This window comes from Kocuria sp. CPCC 205235 (assembly GCF_040980905.1).
GTDB classification, from domain to species: Bacteria; Actinomycetota; Actinomycetes; order Actinomycetales; family Micrococcaceae; genus Kocuria; species Kocuria carniphila.
This window is the reverse complement of sequence record NZ_JAVKPR010000003.1, coordinates 196515-211962: the sequence shown is the minus strand read 5'-3', so window position 1 is coordinate 211962 and position 15448 is coordinate 196515. Positions and strand designations below refer to the sequence as shown.

The window sequence follows — 15448 nt, the reverse complement described above, 5'->3', positions numbered from 1 at the left end:
GGACGCGGACCTTGATGTGAGGAGACAGCATGCCTATTCGTCCCCACCAGGTTCAAGCCGTGCCCAAGCCACTGGTCGAAGGTTTGGAGAAACTTCGCCAGGACCTCGACATTCCCGAGGACTTTTCGCCCGAGGTTCACGACGCCGCTCTGCACGCCGCGCGACATCCTCGCCTTCCCCGACTGGATCGGACCGATCTGGACTTCGTGACGGTTGACCCCGAGGGGTCCCGGGATCTGGACCAGGCGGTGTTCATCGAGGCGACGGAGCCGGGCTTCACCGTCTGGTACGCCATTGCGGATGTTGCCGCGTTCGTGAGCCCAGGGGATCCCATTGACCTGGAAGCCCATGCCCGCGGGCAGACCTTGTACGGACCTCATCAGCGCACGCCCCTGCATCCGCCGGAGCTTTCGGAGGATGCCGCGAGTCTGCTGGAGAACGAGACTCGTCCCGCGGTGCTGTGGCGGCTCACCTTGGATGCGACAGGACATCAGACGGCGCGCACCGTGCAGCGAGCCTTGATCCGCAGTCGCGCACAGCTCACCTATCGCGAGGTGCAGGACGCCCTGGATCATGGCACCGCCTCCGAATCCCTGCAACTCCTCAAGACCGTGGGTCAACTCCGCGAGCATATCGAACACGAGCGCGGCGGCGTGAGCCTGCAGATCCCAGAGCAGGAGGTGGAAACCTCCAACGGAGAATGGCACATCGTGCACCGCTCCGCTTTGCCGGTCGAGGGCTGGAACGCGCAGATCTCGCTGCTCACGGGCATGGCCGCCGCGGAGATCATGCTCGAAGCCGCCGTCGGCTTGCTCCGCACGTTGCCGCCCGCCGACGCCGCGTCCTTGCGCAAGTTGCGCGAGACCGCCAAGGCCCTGCGGATTGAGTGGCCGCCCGAAATGGACTACCCCGAGTTCGTCCGCACACTGGACCCGGAACGCCCCGATCACGCGGCCATGCTGTACTCGTGCACGCTGTTGTTCCGCGGCGCAGGATATCTGGCCTTCAACGGTCAGACACCGGAGAACTCCCAACACGCGGCTCTGGCCACCCATTATGCGCACGTGACCGCTCCGCTGCGTCGGCTGGTTGATCGTTACGCAAGTGAGGTGTGCCTGGCGCTGTGCGCCGGAGAACTGGTTCCCGAATGGGTCACGGATGCTTTGCCGCAATTGCCCAAGGAGATGGAGTCGTCCAACCGCAAGGCATCCGCGTATGAGCGCGGCATCGTGAACATGGTGGAGACGCTCATGCTCTCCCCGCACGTGGGTCAGGAGTTCACGGGGACCGTTGTCGAGGTCGACGAAACCGGCGAGAAGGGCCGGTTCATCATCAGGAATCCGGCGGTGGAGGCCAGCATCAAGGGCACGGATTTGCCGCTGGGGCAGGAGATTCGTGTGCGGCTGGTCGAGGCGGACACGGCAAACGCCCAATCGCGATTCGAGCTCGTGGAAGCCATTGATGGTGCGGCGTCGTACAGCGCGGCTTCATCCGCCGCAGCTAGTGTCGGAAGCACATCCACAACTGAAAGGTAGGCGTCAATGTCCGTCGTCAAGATCAATGCCATCGAGGTTCCCGAAGGTGCCGGCCCCGAGATCGAAAAGCGCTTTGCTGCCCGCAAGCACTCCGTGGATTCCGAGCCGGGCTTCGAAGGTTTCCAGCTGTTGCGCCCGGTCGCGGGGGAGAACCGGTACTTCGTAGTGACCACGTGGGCCACCGAGGAAGACTTCGTGGCGTGGCGCGACGGCAACGCCCGCCAGGCTCACGCGGGTGAAGCCAAGAAGCCCGTGGCCACCGGAGCCAGCCTGCTCGAGTTCGAGGTCGTCGAGCTCTAACGGCCCTTCAAATGATTCCACCGCCCGTTGACCCACATACCGGTCAGCGGGCGGTATTGAATCGGCCGCGGTAATAGCTGGGCGCCAGGCCGTAGCGCAGGGTGAACGACCGTCGTAGGTTCTCATCGCTGCCGAACCCGGCGAGTCGAGCGGTTTCCGTCACCGTGTGCCCAGCGTCCAACAGCGCCTTGGCCGAGTCCAGCCGCACGTGTTCAATGAATTTCGACGGCGTGAGGTTCAGTTCCGCCCTGAACAGCCGGGTCAGGTGGCGCTCACTGACATTGACCAACGCAGCCAGCGACCCCACGGAGTGCTCGGCACCCGGGTCCGATGTCACGGCGTCGACGGCTCTCTGTAACCCCGGGGTGGCCGGGCTCGGCCAACGTAAGGCGGCCGAGAATTGCGATTGTCCTCCCGCACGCTGCATGTAGACCACCAGCCCGCGGGAGACATTTCGCGCCAGTGCCTCACCGTGGTCGGCGTTCACCAGGGCCAGCGCCAGATCGATGCCGGAGGATACCCCGGCGCTCGTGAACACCGGGCCGTCCTGGGTGTAAAGGGCATCCGGAAGCACATTGATCTCCGGATGCTCGCGCGACAACCGATCCGTGTGCAGCCAATGAGTGGTGGCGCGCCTACCGTCGAGCAGACCGGCTTTGGCCAGTAGAAACGCACCAGTACACACGCTCGCCACACGATGGGACCGGTCGGCCAACTCGCGTGCCGTGGCGATCAGATTTTCGGGAATCGGTTCGTCCACCAGGCATTCGCCGCCGGCCACCACCAGCGTGTCGATCGGGCCGCTTTTCAAGGCCGACGACGCCGCCTCGGTCACCAACGGCGTGCCCACCGTGGTCAGCACGTTGCCACCACTCGGTGAAACGTAGCTCAGGGAGTACTGCGCGCCGTGCAGATTCGCGTCCGAGAAGACCTCTGCGGGGCCGGTGACATCCAGCATTTTCACGCCGGGGAATGTCAGGAAGACAACGTTGTGGGAGTGGGCCATGGGACCAGTATGTCCGAATTTCAGGGATTGCTGGCGTCATGTCCATGGCTTCACGGAGCAATAGTCACCAGACTGATCAGTGAACCAATCGAAAAGGAGCAACACACATGACTGACACCATTGCAGGCATTTCCGTTCCCGATACCAAGCTGACCCGCGAGGTCACCGAGTACATCCGTGATACCGAGAACGATCTGCTCTACCACCACTCTCGTCGAGTTTTCTTCTTCGGTGCCTTCCAGGGCCAGGTGCGCAATCTGTCCGTGGATCACGAGCTGCTCTACGCGGGCGCCATGTTCCACGACATGGGGCTGACCCAGGGTTACATGGATTCCAAGCTCCGTTTCGAGGTGGATGGTGCCAACGCGGTCAAGGAGTTCCTGCTGGACCACGGCACCTCCGCTCAGCGTGCGCATGATGCTTGGCTGGCCATCGCCCTGCACACCACCCCGGGCGTTCCCGAATTCTTGTCCCCGGAGATCGCACTGGTCAGTGCGGGCGTGGAAACCGATGTGCTCGGTATGCACCTGGACGACCTCTCCGACGAACAGCGCAACGCCGTGGTGGAAGCCCACCCCCGTCCGGACTTCAAGAATCGGATCCTCAACGCCTTCAACGACGGCAACGTGCACCGCCCGCACTCCACGTTCGGCAACATGAACGCGGATGTCCTGGAGCACTTCAACCCGGACTTCAAGCGCGACAACTTCGTGGAGATCATCAAGAGCAACGACTGGAGCGAGTAATCCCGCGAGGGCATCGCCATTGATGCGATCTAGTTGAGGCCGTCCACTTCCATGAGGAAGTGGACGGCCTCTGCCATGAATCGGTCGTGCTGCTCCACCTGCGCCCAGTGCCCGCAGTTCGGAACCATGACGAGTCGAGCATCAGGCATCGCGGCTGTCGCTCGGCGAGATCCCTCCGGATCGACCAGCGGATCTTCCGCACCGTGGAAGAAGAGGGCCGGGGCATCGATCTCGGCCACACGATCCGAGAGGTCGTTGAGCATCCGATCTCGACCAATCGTGGCCTGGTTGTAGCGGGTGTACCCCAGGGTGCCCCGGGGTTCTCGGGCCAACCGAACGAACTCCTCGACCACCGGCTCCGGCAGGGTAGCCGGATCTTTGACCATGGAGTTCAAGCTGGCCCGCACGAATCGGTTGGCGAAACGGCCCAGGGGGAGGAGCATCGCGTCCGGTAGCCGCGATGCGTACCAGGCCGCTCGCTGCGCCCACGGGGACTTCAAAGCCGGAGTCAAACCACCCGGCGCAACCAGGATCATCCCGGCAACCAGTGGAGCGTGTGACAGCGCCAGGTTGAGAGCGGCGTCCCCGCCCATGGACACCCCGCACACGATTGCGGAATCGATGCCCAGAACCCTCAGCACCTCCGCCAGCAGATCTGCCATATCGGCGGGACTGCCCACCGGGTCCACGAACATGCTGCGTCCGAACCCCGGCAGATCCACTGCCCACGCCTGACGGTCGGTGCTTAGCGGTTCGAATAACCGGTACCAGGAGATGGCCGAGCAATCGGTTCCACCGCCATGGATCAGGAGAAGCGGCAATCTGCCGGAGACCGCCGGCCCCGCACGGAGCACCCCCAAGGAGCACACGGAGGTTTCGACGTACCGTTCCTGGGTCGCTGCCGGGGTCAACATGCCCTCACCATATCCGGCCGACGAGCGTTGGCCCGAGGCTTACTCCAGCGCCTCGCCCAACTCCAGCCACCGCATCTCCAGCTCGTCCATCTGCTCTTGCAGCTCGGACTTCTTGGCGGACAGCTTGCCTAGCCCCTCGAAATCGGAGGGATCCGCTGCGGCCATGGTCTCGTCCAGGGCCTCGGCTTCCTTGTTGAGTTTCTGCAGCTTGCGTTCGACGGCGCCCAGTTCCTTCTGCGCGGCGCGCGCTTCGGAGCCGGAGAGTTTGGGCTCCAAAGCTGAGCCCGCGGCGGCGTCGGCACCGGAACCCGAAGAAGAAGCCGCCATCGGATTGGAGGCACCGGCCGAGCCAGCGGCCGACCCCGAATCGGAGGAGGCCGAGAGCTTCAGGTATTCCTCGACCCCGCCGGGCAGGTGGCGGAATTGGCCGTTGATCACCGCGTACTGCTGATCGGTCACGCGCTCCAGTAGGTACCGGTCGTGGGAGACCACCAGGAGCGTGCCGGGCCAGGTGTCCAGGAGGTCTTCCATGGCGGCGAGCATGTCCGTGTCCAGGTCGTTGGAGGGCTCGTCGAGGATCAGCACGTTGGGCTCGTCCAGCAGGATCATCAGCAACTGCAGGCGGCGTTTCTGCCCACCGGACAGATCCTTGACCGGGGTCTTGAGCTGCGCGGACGTGAATCCGAGTCGCTCGAGAAGCTGGGTGGGGCTCAGCTCCTTGCCCTCGGTCACGTAGCTGGTCTTCTTGCTGGCGACCACGTCCGAGACGCGGTCGTTGGCGACGTCGTCGAGTTCCGCCAGCTGCTGCGTGAGCGTGGAGATCTTCACGGTCTTGCCGCGCTTGACCCGCCCGGTGGTGGGGGAGACCGCGCCCGTGACCAGGCCCAACAGCGTGGACTTGCCCGCGCCATTGACACCCAGGATGCCTGTGCGCTCGCCAGGGGCGATCAGCCACGTGACGTCCTTGAGCACGTTGGTGGTGCCGTTGGCGCCCTCGAAGGACACCGAGACGTCCTCGATGTCCACCACGTCCTTGCCCAGCCGGGACACGGCCATGCGCGAGAGCGAGACCGAATCGCGGGGCGGGGGAACATCGGAAATCAATTGGTTGGCGGCGTCGATGCGGAACTTGGGCTTGGAGGTGCGAGCGGGTGCGCCGCGGCGCAACCACGCGAGTTCCTTGCGCATGAGGTTCTGCCGCTTCTGCTCGACCACGGCGTTCTGCCGGTCGCGCTCCACGCGCTGCAGTACGTAGGCTGCGTAGCCACCTTCGAATGGCTCGACCATGCGGTCGTGGACCTCCCATGTGTCCGTGCACACGGCGTCCAGGAACCAGCGGTCGTGAGTGACGACCACCAGTGCGCCCGAGTTCTTGGACCAACGGTTGTTCAAGTGCTTGGCCAGCCACGTGATGCCGTCCACGTCCAGGTGGTTGGTGGGCTCGTCCAGGAAGATGACGTCCCAATCCTGGGCCAGCAGGCTGGCCAGGGCCACGCGGCGCCGTTGCCCGCCGGAGAGCTCGCTGACGTCCGTGTCCCAATCCACGTCCGAGACCAGGCCGGAAATCACGTCACGCACCTTGGCATTCGAGGCCCAGACATGGTCGGGAACATCGCCGACGACGGCGTGCCCCACCGTCTGATTCGGGTCCAGCGTGTCCGCCTGGTCCAGCATGCCCACGGTGGTTCCCGAGCGTACGGTGACCCGCCCGCCGTCGGGATCGATGCGGCCGGCGAGCAGGCGCATCAGCGTTGACTTGCCGTCGCCATTGCGCCCGACAATGCCAATCCGGTCACCCTGATCGATGCCTATGGAGACCGCGTCGAAAACGGTCTTGGTCGGATACTCGAGGTGCAGATTCTCTCCGCCAATCAGATGTGCCACGCAGGCCAGGATACAAGCGTCAGGGTCATCCGGGAGAAGTGCCAGATTGGCGTGGGAGACTTGACCCATGCAAGAGACTTACGTGACCGCCCCCGTGGCCGGGACGGTTTTGGATATTCCCCAGGACTTGGCGAGCGCCGTCGAACATGTTCGCGAGCACCCGGGGCCCGTGGAAATCACGCTGGGCGCGGACCGTCCAGTGGGTCTCCACATGGGAAGTATGGTGCGTCGCCAGGCAGGCGATCAGTTGCGCAAGGCCGGCGCCGATCCGCTGATCCTGCGCGCACCGGTGTCCGTGGACGAGGACATGCCTGACGAGGGCGTGATCGCCGAGGCCGACGCCGCTCTGGTCCTGGCCCACGGCGTGGGCGCCCAGGCGCTCGTGCTCGCGTTGGGCGGCGTCACCCACCGCGGTCGACAGCGGCAACGGCTGTACTCCATGGTGGCCGCGCTCGCAGAAGCGGCTTCGGCTCAGGACGTGCGACTGCTCATGCAGAACCACACCACCGTGGACGAAGTGGTCATGCTCCTGGTACTCCTGGACCGAGAATTCGATCAGGACACCCTGGACGTTACCGAACCCGAGGTCACCTCACTCGCTTGGGACGTGTCCCGCTCTCGAGGAGCAGGCCAGTCCGACGCAGATGCGTGGGGATTCGTGCAGCGTGCAGCCAAACGCGCTCCCGTGCTCGTGCGCGGACTGGAGCCGGGGGAGACCCGCCACCTCGCCCAGGCGTTACCGGGTTTCGAGGAGGCCATGGCCAACGGCCGCGTGGTCACGGTGGAACACTGCTCGGGATCGCACTGACCGAAGTTCGGGAAATGTTATGGTAATTTTCCGTGCATCCCGTGTGGTGCACGGTTGTGTTGTCACGGCAGTGACGACCTTTCCGCCATGGTGTAATTGGCAGCACACCGGCCTTTGGAGCCGTGAGTCTAGGTTCGAGTCCTAGTGGCGGAACGTACGAACCACCCAGGTGCAGATGGGTTCCACCACCTGACGAGCAACCACGAGGAGTTAGCTCAGTGAGCATCGTCGATACCGCGGCCGATCAGAGCGCCGCGACCGGCGGGTCCAACCCCGCAGCAATCATCGTCCTGGCCGCAGGCAAGGGCACCCGCATGAAGTCCAAGACCCCCAAGATCTTGCATGAGATCGGGGGTCGTTCCATGGTGGGGCACGCCCTCAAAGTCGCGCGGGAACTGAACCCGGAGCAGCTCGTGGCGGTCATTCGTCACCAGCGGGACCTCGTGGAAGCGCACATCAATGAGCTGGATTCCGGTGTGTTGATTGCCGACCAGTCGGACGTTCCCGGCACCGGCAGTGCAGTGGATGCGGGTCTGGAAGTTCTGGACCGTGAAGCTCCGGTGTCCGGCACCGTGGTCGTGACGTACGGCGACGTTCCGCTACTCACCGCACAGACCCTGCAGGACTTCGTGACCTACCACCGCGACCACGGCAACGCCGTGACGGTGCTGACCGCGGATCACCCCGCTCCGGGCAAGTACGGCCGCATCCTGCGGGACGAGAACGGCCAGCTCGCGGAGATCAAGGAATTCAAGGACGCCACCGAGGAAGAGCGCGCGGTCGTGGAGGTCAACTCCGGCATCTTCGCCTTCGACGCTGCCGTGTTGCGCGATTCCCTGGCCCAGGTGGACACCAACAACGCTCAGGCCGAGAAGTACCTCACGGATGTTCCCAAGCTCGCTCGGGCCGCGGGCCACCGCGTGGACGCCCTGAAGATGACGGACTACATGGAGCTCGAGGGTGCCAACGACCGAGAGCAGCTCTCGGAACTCGGCGCATACCTCAATAAGCGCACCCTCAAGATGCACATGGCCAACGGCGTGACGGTCGTTGATCCGGGTACCACGTGGATCGATGACACCGTGCAGATCGAGCAGGACGTCACCATCCTGCCCGGTACTCAACTGCACGGTGCCACGCGAATTGCCGAGGACGCCGTCGTCGGCCCGGACACCTCCCTCACCAACGTGACCGTGGGCAACGGCGCAACCGTGATCCGCACCCACGGCAGCGACGCCGAATTGGGTGCGGGCGCGTCCGTGGGTCCGTTCGCGTATCTGCGTCCGGGCACCGTGCTGGGCGCCAAGGGCAAGATCGGCACCTTCGTGGAGACCAAGAACTCGACCATTGGCGAAGGCTCCAAGATCCCGCACCTGTCCTACGTGGGCGACGCGACGATCGGCGAGCACTCGAACATCGGTGCGGCCTCCGTGTTCGTTAATTACGACGGCGTCAACAAGCACCGCACCGTGGTGGGCAACCACGTGCGCATGGGCTCGGACAACATGTACGTTGCGCCCGTGACCATTGGCGACGGCGCCTACTCCGGTGCCGGCACCACCGTCCGCAAGGACGTGCCCGCCGGCGCACTGGCCCTCACCGAGGGGAATCAAGTCATCGTGGAAGGATGGGTGCAGAAGCACCGTCCCGGAACCGATGCCGCTAAGGCTGCGGAAGCGTCCAACGGCTCCTAAAACTCTGACCGCGCATCCCAGGCCTGAACCGGGCACGAGACACGCGACCAGCGCTCCATCAAGCATTTCGAGGAAAGCGAGTTCACATGACCGGAATTACGAATGCGGGGTCGAACCGCATGGTTCTGCTCTCGGGTCGTGCACATCCGCAGCTGGCGCAGGACATCGCGCGCGAACTGGGCACCGAACTGGTCCCCACCGACGCGTACGACTTTGCCAACGGTGAGACCTACGTGCGATTCGGTGAGTCGGTGCGTGGCGCGGATGCGTTCCTCATCCAGTCCCACCCGGCACCCATCAACCAGTGGGTGATGGAACAGCTGATCATGATCGACTCGCTCAAGCGCGCATCGGCCAAGTCCATCACCGTGGTCAGCCCGTTCTACCCGTACGCCCGCCAGGACAAGAAACACCGCGGTCGTGAGCCCATTTCCGCTCGTCTGATTTCTGATCTGTACAAGACCGCCGGCGCTGACCGTCTGATGTCCGTGGACCTGCACACCGCGCAGATCCAGGGCTTCTTCGACGGCCCCGTGGATCACCTCATGGCCATCCCGCTGTTGAGCGACTACGTGCGTTCCGTGGTGGACGAGTCCAACGTGACCGTGGTGTCCCCGGACACCGGCCGTGTGCGCGTGGCCGAGCAGTGGGCCGAACGTCTGGGCGGTGCACCGCTGGCCTTCGTCCACAAGACGCGTGACATCAACGTTCCCAACCAGGCCGAGTCCAAGCAGGTCGTGGGCGACATCGAGGGCCGTACCTGCGTGCTTATCGACGACATGATCGACACCGGTGGAACCATCACCGGCGCTGTCCGCGTGCTGCGGGACAACGGCGCCAAGGATGTCATCATTGCCGCCACTCATGCGGTGTTCTCGGACCCCGCGGTGGAGCGCCTGGCCAACTGTGGTGCCATGAAGGTTGTCGTCACCGACACCCTGCCGGTTCCGAAGGAGCACCAGTTCGAGAACCTCGAGGTCATCTCGATCGCACCGTTGATCGCGCGTGCCATCCAGGAAGTCTTCGAGGACGGCTCGGTGACCAGCCTGTTCAACGGCCGGTCCTGACCCGCATGATCCGCGTCCGGTTCCCCTGAACCGTGACATGAAAAAGCCACCCGCCGGAATCCGGCGGGTGGCTTTTTCATGTCTGGCGGGTGGAACCCTTAGCGGGTGACCCACACGTGGTTGGTCGCGGAGGACCAGCGCACGGTGTAGCCCTTGGAGAAGCGCTGGTGCACTTGGTTGCCCACGCGGTACTCGTCGGTCACGGGGAACCCGTAGCCGCGCTCATGACCGCGCTTGCTCCAGAACTTACCGATGGCCCCATACTCCTTGATGGTGTTGGAACCGGTGGACGGTGTCCACATGACCTTGTGGGTGCGGCCGGTGGCCGTGGTGAAGCTCTGGTAGGCACCGCCGGAGATGGAGCGCTCTTCCGTGGACGGGAAGCCCAGTCCGCGCTCGCGACCGGTCTGCACGAACTTGTTGCCGATGCTCGAGGTGTTGCGCACCATGTGGGCACCGGTACGCGGGTGCCAGTACGCGGTGGCCTTCACGCCGTTGCGCACGAACTCCTGGTAGCGACCACCCGAAGCGGCAGCGCGCTCCGGGGTCACGGCCTGGCCCCACTTGGCGGCACCGCCGGTGGCGCGGTAAATGGAACCGATACCGCCGCTCACCGAGTAAGACTGGTTCACCGCATTGGTGCTCGGCGCGCGACCGCCCAGCGGCTTGTAGTTGCGAGAGCTGGCCATGGACTGCAACTGGGCCCAGGATCCGCGGTACTGGTTGGAGTCACCGGAGAAGGGGCCCGAGGCCGAGAACTGCCAAATGTCGTACGTGGACCAACCGTTGGGCATGGCCCCGGCACCGGTGGTGTTGTACGCGGCGATGTGCAGCGGGTGGGTGTTGAACTGCGCGGTGTTACCCGTGCAGGTGCGCCACCAGTCGGTGGTCGTGTAGATCGCGGGCAGGCGGCCGGTGCGCTGCTTGTAGCGGTCCGAGAAGGACTTGATCCACGAGTTCATCTGCGGCTGGGACATGTTGTAGCACGTGTTGCCCAAGCTCGAGTACGGGTTGTACTCGATGTCCAGCAGACCGGGCAGGGTCTTGCCGTCCGCGGACCAACCTCCGCCGTTGTTCACGAAGTAGTCGGCCTGGGCCGCACCTGAGGACACGCTCGGCAGGGCGAAGTGGTACGCACCGCGGATCATGCCCACGTTGTAGGAGCCGCTGTACTGCGACGCGAACGAGGGGGACTTGTAACCGGTTCCCTCGGTGGCCTTCACGTACGCGAAGCGCGCGCCCTTGGAGTACTCGGCACTCCAGTTCACGGTGGGCTGCCAACCGGACACGTCCATTCCCATGATGCCCGCGGGGCGCCACGTGTTGGCCTGGATCATCAGGGACATCGAACCAGCCGGGCCCACTGTCTGGGTGCTGGACGGATCGGATTCCGGGCTCTCCCGGGTTTCCGGGGTCACGGCACCGACCGACGCCGACGCCGCCGGGGCGGTTTTCGTGTCGAGTTCCTTTTCGACCTGCTCGAGTTCCGCTTCGGACTCGGGGGACAGGTTGGTGGTTTCATCCATTGACTTCATGCGCTGACCCATGGTGGCGCCGGGGTTCTTATCCCCGGTCTTGGGCGGTGCGCTCGGAAGCTTGGGATCTTTGACCACGGTGTCGAGTTCTTCGGTTTCCACGGACACCACGTTGCCGCGGTCGGGATCGAGGTTCTCAGTGGGGGTTTCGGCAGCAATGGCCGGAGCGAATGTGGTGAATGCCAGAATAGCCGCGGTAACGGCAGCGGGCAGGGCTGTCTTTCGGGGGGAGATCACACGAATTGCCTAACTGGGGGATGGTGCGCGGGGGCGCTTGGGCATTGGAGGCATCAAGATTCTAAACAACTTTCAGGGAATTAATGGATTAATTTTCGAGAATCGATCACGAAAGCATTTCAAGGCTGCAAATTTTCGGTTTCGTACACGACCGGTTCGCCGGGACTTAACCGAGGTTGCCCTTCACCGCGCAAGGCAGTGAAGGGCCACGAGGAAGTGTCGACGGCACGGTGACGGTCCGTCGAGAAGACGGTCAGTAGGCGCCGTCGGAGGCGAAAACCGCCTTGAAGGTCCGTAACAAAATGATCATGTCCTGAACCGGGGACCAGTTCTCCACGTAGTACAGGTCCAACCGGACGGACTGTTCCCAATCCAGATCGGAGCGACCGGAGACCTGCCACAAGCCGGTGATACCAGGACGCACCCGGAGTCTGCGGTAGACGTGCTTCTCGTACCGGTCCACTTCGGAGGCCAGAGGAGGCCGGGGACCTACCAGGGACATGGAGCCGCCCAAAACGTTGAAGAACTGGGGGAGTTCGTCCAGGCTGTAGCGCCGCATCCACTTTCCGGGGCGGGTGACGCGCGGGTCGTCCTTCATCTTGAACAGCACACCACCCTGCGACTCGTTGGCCACCAGCAGCGCGGCCTTTCGCTCCTCGGCATCCACATACATGGAACGGAACTTGAGCATCCTGAACCGGCTGCCGTCAATGCCCACTCGCTCCTGTGCGAAGAAGGCAGGACCGCCGTCGTGCATCTTGACGATCAGGCCGAGTACGAGCAACACGGGCGACAGAATGAGCAGCGCACAAGACGCCCCCACGATGTCGGTGCCGCGCTTGATCATCTTCTTGGACCGAGTGAAACGCGGGGTGGCCACGTGGATGAGCGGTAGCCCGGCCAGTTGTTGCGTGTGGATGCGGGGGCCTGCAATGTCGGTCAGGCCCGTGTTCATGACCAATCGGATGTGCTCATCAGCCAGCGCCCACCCCAGGTGGCGGATCTCGCGCGTACTCAGGGGTACCGATGCGGTCATGACCAGGGTCTCGATGCGGTTCTCGCAGCACGCCTGCACGATTCCGGCCACGCTGGGACGAACACCGTGTTCCAACGTATTGACCGGCATCTCGACGTGAGCCAGTTCTTCGGGAACGTCCCGTCGTGAGCGCGGCATGTACACGGCCACCGGTTTGAAACCGGCATCCGGGCGGCGCTGGAGCTCATCCACCATCTCCACGGCGCCGGGGAAACGGCCGATGATCATGGTGCGGGACATAGCCTGGCCCTTGAAGCGCCGTTGCATCAGGTTGTGCCGTGCCACGAAGCGGCCGCTGATCAACGTGAGAAGACCGAGCGGGAGGGCGATGAGGACGTAACCGCGCGCCGTCGGAATGTCGAAGGCGTAGGACACGATAGCGATCGCGCCGAAAAGGACCAGGGTGGAGGTGACCACTTGTTTGGTTTCTTCGACACCATTACCGATCAAACGGACTCCGCGCGTGCCGCGCAACTCCAACCAGGCCCACCAACCCAGTCCGAGAATGACACCGACCAACCAATACGGAACGGGAATTGATTCGAGCGGGAGAAACCCGTCGCCCAAGCCGAAACGGATCAATTGGCTCAACGCCAACGCCACCGCTAACGCCAGGGCATCGGATATCCGCAGAGTCTGCTGGTATTTCTCACGCCACAACGCTTGCGTGTGGCGCACTGTTGGCCCCTTGAACATGATCGTCGGTCCCTCCCCCTGAAAACGGTCGACGAGAGTGCATAAAAACTTGCACCGCGTCGGTACGGCTGTGATGAGTGAGGCGGCCGCACCGTGGAATCTCCCCCGAGATTCACGCTTCCCACGATAGCGTGATTCACCCGCGAACGGCCCCTGTCCAGGACATATGGGTACATAACGGGGGACGAGCCTGTGAGCGGTTCGGGAGATAAGGACCCGTGGTATTCTGGGAAAGTTGCCAAGGCGAGGGGGTGGCGTATTTTGCTGCCCCGTTATCGACGACGGCTGGTGGGATCGTGAACTCCCGTGACCTCACGGAACGGGAGCGCCATGCGGTACCGCACCACGTCGGTTTGCTGACCGGTTCAACGATTGGTGCGAGTGCCATTCGGCGGTCAGTGTGGTGACGAGCCGATAACCCACAATCTAAGGAGTCCCACCATGGTGGATATCATCAACATTCCCGGTACGCTGCGCACCGAGTTCGGCAAGGGCTACGCCCGCCGCGTGCGTCAGAACAACCAGATCCCCGCAGTGATCTACGGCCACGGTGCCGAGCCCCTGCACGTGGTCCTGCCCGGCCACGAAATGATGCTGGCTTCCCGTAACCCCAACGCTGTGCTCGAAATCAACGTTGACGGTGACGGCCACCTGGCCATGATCAAGGAAGTTCAGCGTCACGCTGTGCGTCCCGAGATCCTGCACATTGACCTGCTCACCGTGCGCCGCGGCGAGCGCGTGGAGGTCGAGATCCCGGTTCACGTCGAGGGTGAGGTCGCACCGACCGCCGTGCACAACGTGGAAGAGAACGTTCTGGTCATCGAGGCCGACGCGCTCAAGGTCCCCGAGTACGTCGTGGTCAACATCGACGCTCTCGAGCCGGGCGAGCACGTCTACGCCAAGGACATCACCCTGCCCAGTGGCGTGGCACTGATCTCGGACGAGGAACTGCTCGTCATCAACGTCTCCGAGCCGGTCCAGCAGGACCTGGGCGAGGAGCCGGAAGAAGGCGAAGAGGCTGCTGAGGGCGAGGAAGCCGCTGACGAAGAGGCCCCCGCCGAGGACGCAGAGTAAGTATTTCTTCACCCGCGCGGCCTTGCACGGGCGGCGCAGTGAAGTGATCGAACGCGGCGGCAGGTACCCACGGGTGCCTGCCGCCGTGTTTTCGTGAACGCGGGTTCCGTGTACGCGAGCCCCCGGAGGCATTGAGTGGGCGAGGGGTGGGCACCGGTGACGCGCGCGATAGGCGTCATATCCAGAGACAGCGTGACGGCGCTGTAACGACTTGAAGAACGAACCGAAGGAGGCCCTTCGTGGCTGATCGCACATTGGTGGTGGGGTTGGGAAATCCCGGCGACCGTTACGCGGGGACTCGACACAATGCGGGTGCCATGGTGCTGGCCGAACTGGCCGGCCGTGCCGGGGCCAAGCTGTCCGCCCATAGGACTCGCGCCGCGGTAGCGGAAACGCGGATGAGTCCCGGAGCGCCGAGGCTCGTCCTGGCTCAGCCCCTGACCTACATGAACACGTCCGGCGGACCGGTGTCCTCCTTGCTCAAGTACTACGACCTGGATCTGGACAACCTGGTGGTCGTGCACGACGAAATCGACCTGCCGTACGGTGCCGTCAAGCTCAAGCGCGGTGGGGGAGAAGGCGGCCATAACGGGCTGCGTGACATTACCAAGGCGCTGGGCACCAAGGACTACGTGCGGGTGCGGGTGGGCGTGGGCCGACCTCCCGGCCGAATGGACACCGCTGACTACGTGCTCAAGCGTTTCTCCGGCGCGGAGTCAAAGGAACTGCCCCTGCTGATCAGCGATGCCGCCGACGCCGTGGAGATGCTGACCGAAAAGGGTCTGGTCGACACGCAGCAGCATTTCCATGCCAAATTGTCGTGACGCCAGGCGGGTCACGGCCCGCGTGCGGCGCTCGGAATCGGAGCCGCGTAACCCAACTGAGTTCGGGCGCTCAATCTGGCGTAACCACCATT

13 protein-coding genes and 1 tRNA gene are annotated in these 15448 nt (G+C 63.9%); 9 read left to right on the top strand and 5 right to left on the bottom strand.

The features are described from left to right. Positions 1-29 precede the first annotated feature (29 nt). Positions 30-1535 (top strand): RNB domain-containing ribonuclease, encoded by a 1506-nt coding sequence (locus RF638_RS03825; RefSeq protein ID WP_095796815.1) that lies wholly within the window; start codon positions 30-32, stop codon positions 1533-1535. 6 nt (positions 1536-1541) lie between these two features. Beyond that, positions 1542-1835 (top strand): antibiotic biosynthesis monooxygenase, encoded by a 294-nt coding sequence (locus tag RF638_RS03820; protein WP_095796814.1) that lies wholly within the window; start codon positions 1542-1544, stop codon positions 1833-1835. A 43-nt stretch (positions 1836-1878) separates the two neighbouring features. Here the strand turns inward: RF638_RS03820 and RF638_RS03815 are convergent, their stop codons facing one another. Further along, positions 1879-2841, bottom strand: a complete 963-nt coding sequence (locus tag RF638_RS03815; RefSeq protein WP_095796813.1) for a GlxA family transcriptional regulator — start codon at positions 2839-2841, stop codon at positions 1879-1881. Positions 2842-2948: 107 nt separating this feature from the next. On the opposite strand from RF638_RS03815, the gene RF638_RS03810 reads away from it, so the two are divergent. Next, entirely contained in the window at positions 2949-3587 is a 639-nt protein-coding gene (locus tag RF638_RS03810) for an HD domain-containing protein (RefSeq protein WP_095796812.1), read from the top strand. Between the two features lie 29 nt (positions 3588-3616). On the opposite strand, the gene RF638_RS03805 is transcribed toward RF638_RS03810, so the two are convergent. Together RF638_RS03805 and RF638_RS03800 are read right to left on the bottom strand one after the other, a co-directional pair. After that, a complete protein-coding gene (locus tag RF638_RS03805; protein WP_259913782.1) occupies positions 3617-4501 on the bottom strand; it encodes an alpha/beta fold hydrolase in 885 nt (294 codons plus the stop codon). A 39-nt stretch (positions 4502-4540) separates the two neighbouring features. Continuing rightward, entirely contained in the window at positions 4541-6385 is a 1845-nt protein-coding gene (locus tag RF638_RS03800; RefSeq protein WP_259913779.1) for an ABC-F family ATP-binding cassette domain-containing protein, read from the bottom strand. Positions 6386-6452: 67 nt separating this feature from the next. On the opposite strand from RF638_RS03800, the gene RF638_RS03795 reads away from it, so the two are divergent. The 4 genes from RF638_RS03795 (at position 6453) to RF638_RS03780 (ending at position 9954) form a co-directional block, all read left to right on the top strand. Further along, on the top strand, positions 6453-7193 hold the full coding sequence (locus RF638_RS03795) for a hypothetical protein (RefSeq protein WP_259913777.1): 741 nt from the start codon (positions 6453-6455) through the stop codon (positions 7191-7193). An 81-nt stretch (positions 7194-7274) separates the two neighbouring features. Continuing rightward, a tRNA-Gln gene (locus RF638_RS03790) sits at positions 7275-7346 on the top strand. Between the two features lie 161 nt (positions 7347-7507). Beyond that, positions 7508-8887: a bifunctional UDP-N-acetylglucosamine diphosphorylase/glucosamine-1-phosphate N-acetyltransferase GlmU gene (glmU, locus tag RF638_RS03785; protein ID WP_254049278.1), complete on the top strand. Its 1380-nt coding sequence runs from the start codon at positions 7508-7510 to the stop codon at positions 8885-8887. Between the two features lie 86 nt (positions 8888-8973). Beyond that, positions 8974-9954 (top strand): ribose-phosphate diphosphokinase, encoded by a 981-nt coding sequence (locus RF638_RS03780; protein WP_095796808.1) that lies wholly within the window; start codon positions 8974-8976, stop codon positions 9952-9954. A gap of 98 nt (positions 9955-10052) precedes the next feature. Here RF638_RS03780 and RF638_RS03775 read toward each other — a convergent pair whose 3' ends face one another. Both RF638_RS03775 and RF638_RS03770 read right to left on the bottom strand, forming a co-directional pair. Next, the gene (locus tag RF638_RS03775; RefSeq protein ID WP_129702285.1) at positions 10053-11726 is read right to left on the bottom strand and encodes a GH25 family lysozyme; all 1674 of its coding nucleotides are present in this window, start codon (positions 11724-11726) and stop codon (positions 10053-10055) included. A gap of 253 nt (positions 11727-11979) precedes the next feature. After that, positions 11980-13458, bottom strand: coding sequence for a sugar transferase (locus RF638_RS03770; RefSeq protein ID WP_368841465.1), 1479 nt, complete (start codon positions 13456-13458; stop codon positions 11980-11982). Positions 13459-13899: 441 nt separating this feature from the next. Here RF638_RS03770 and RF638_RS03765 point away from each other — a divergent pair, with 441 nt between their 5' ends. After that, the gene (locus tag RF638_RS03765; protein ID WP_095796805.1) at positions 13900-14532 is read left to right on the top strand and encodes a 50S ribosomal protein L25/general stress protein Ctc; all 633 of its coding nucleotides are present in this window, start codon (positions 13900-13902) and stop codon (positions 14530-14532) included. Between the two features lie 239 nt (positions 14533-14771). Further along, positions 14772-15356: an aminoacyl-tRNA hydrolase gene (gene pth / locus RF638_RS03760; RefSeq protein WP_129702280.1), complete on the top strand. Its 585-nt coding sequence runs from the start codon at positions 14772-14774 to the stop codon at positions 15354-15356. Positions 15357-15448 lie beyond the last annotated feature (92 nt).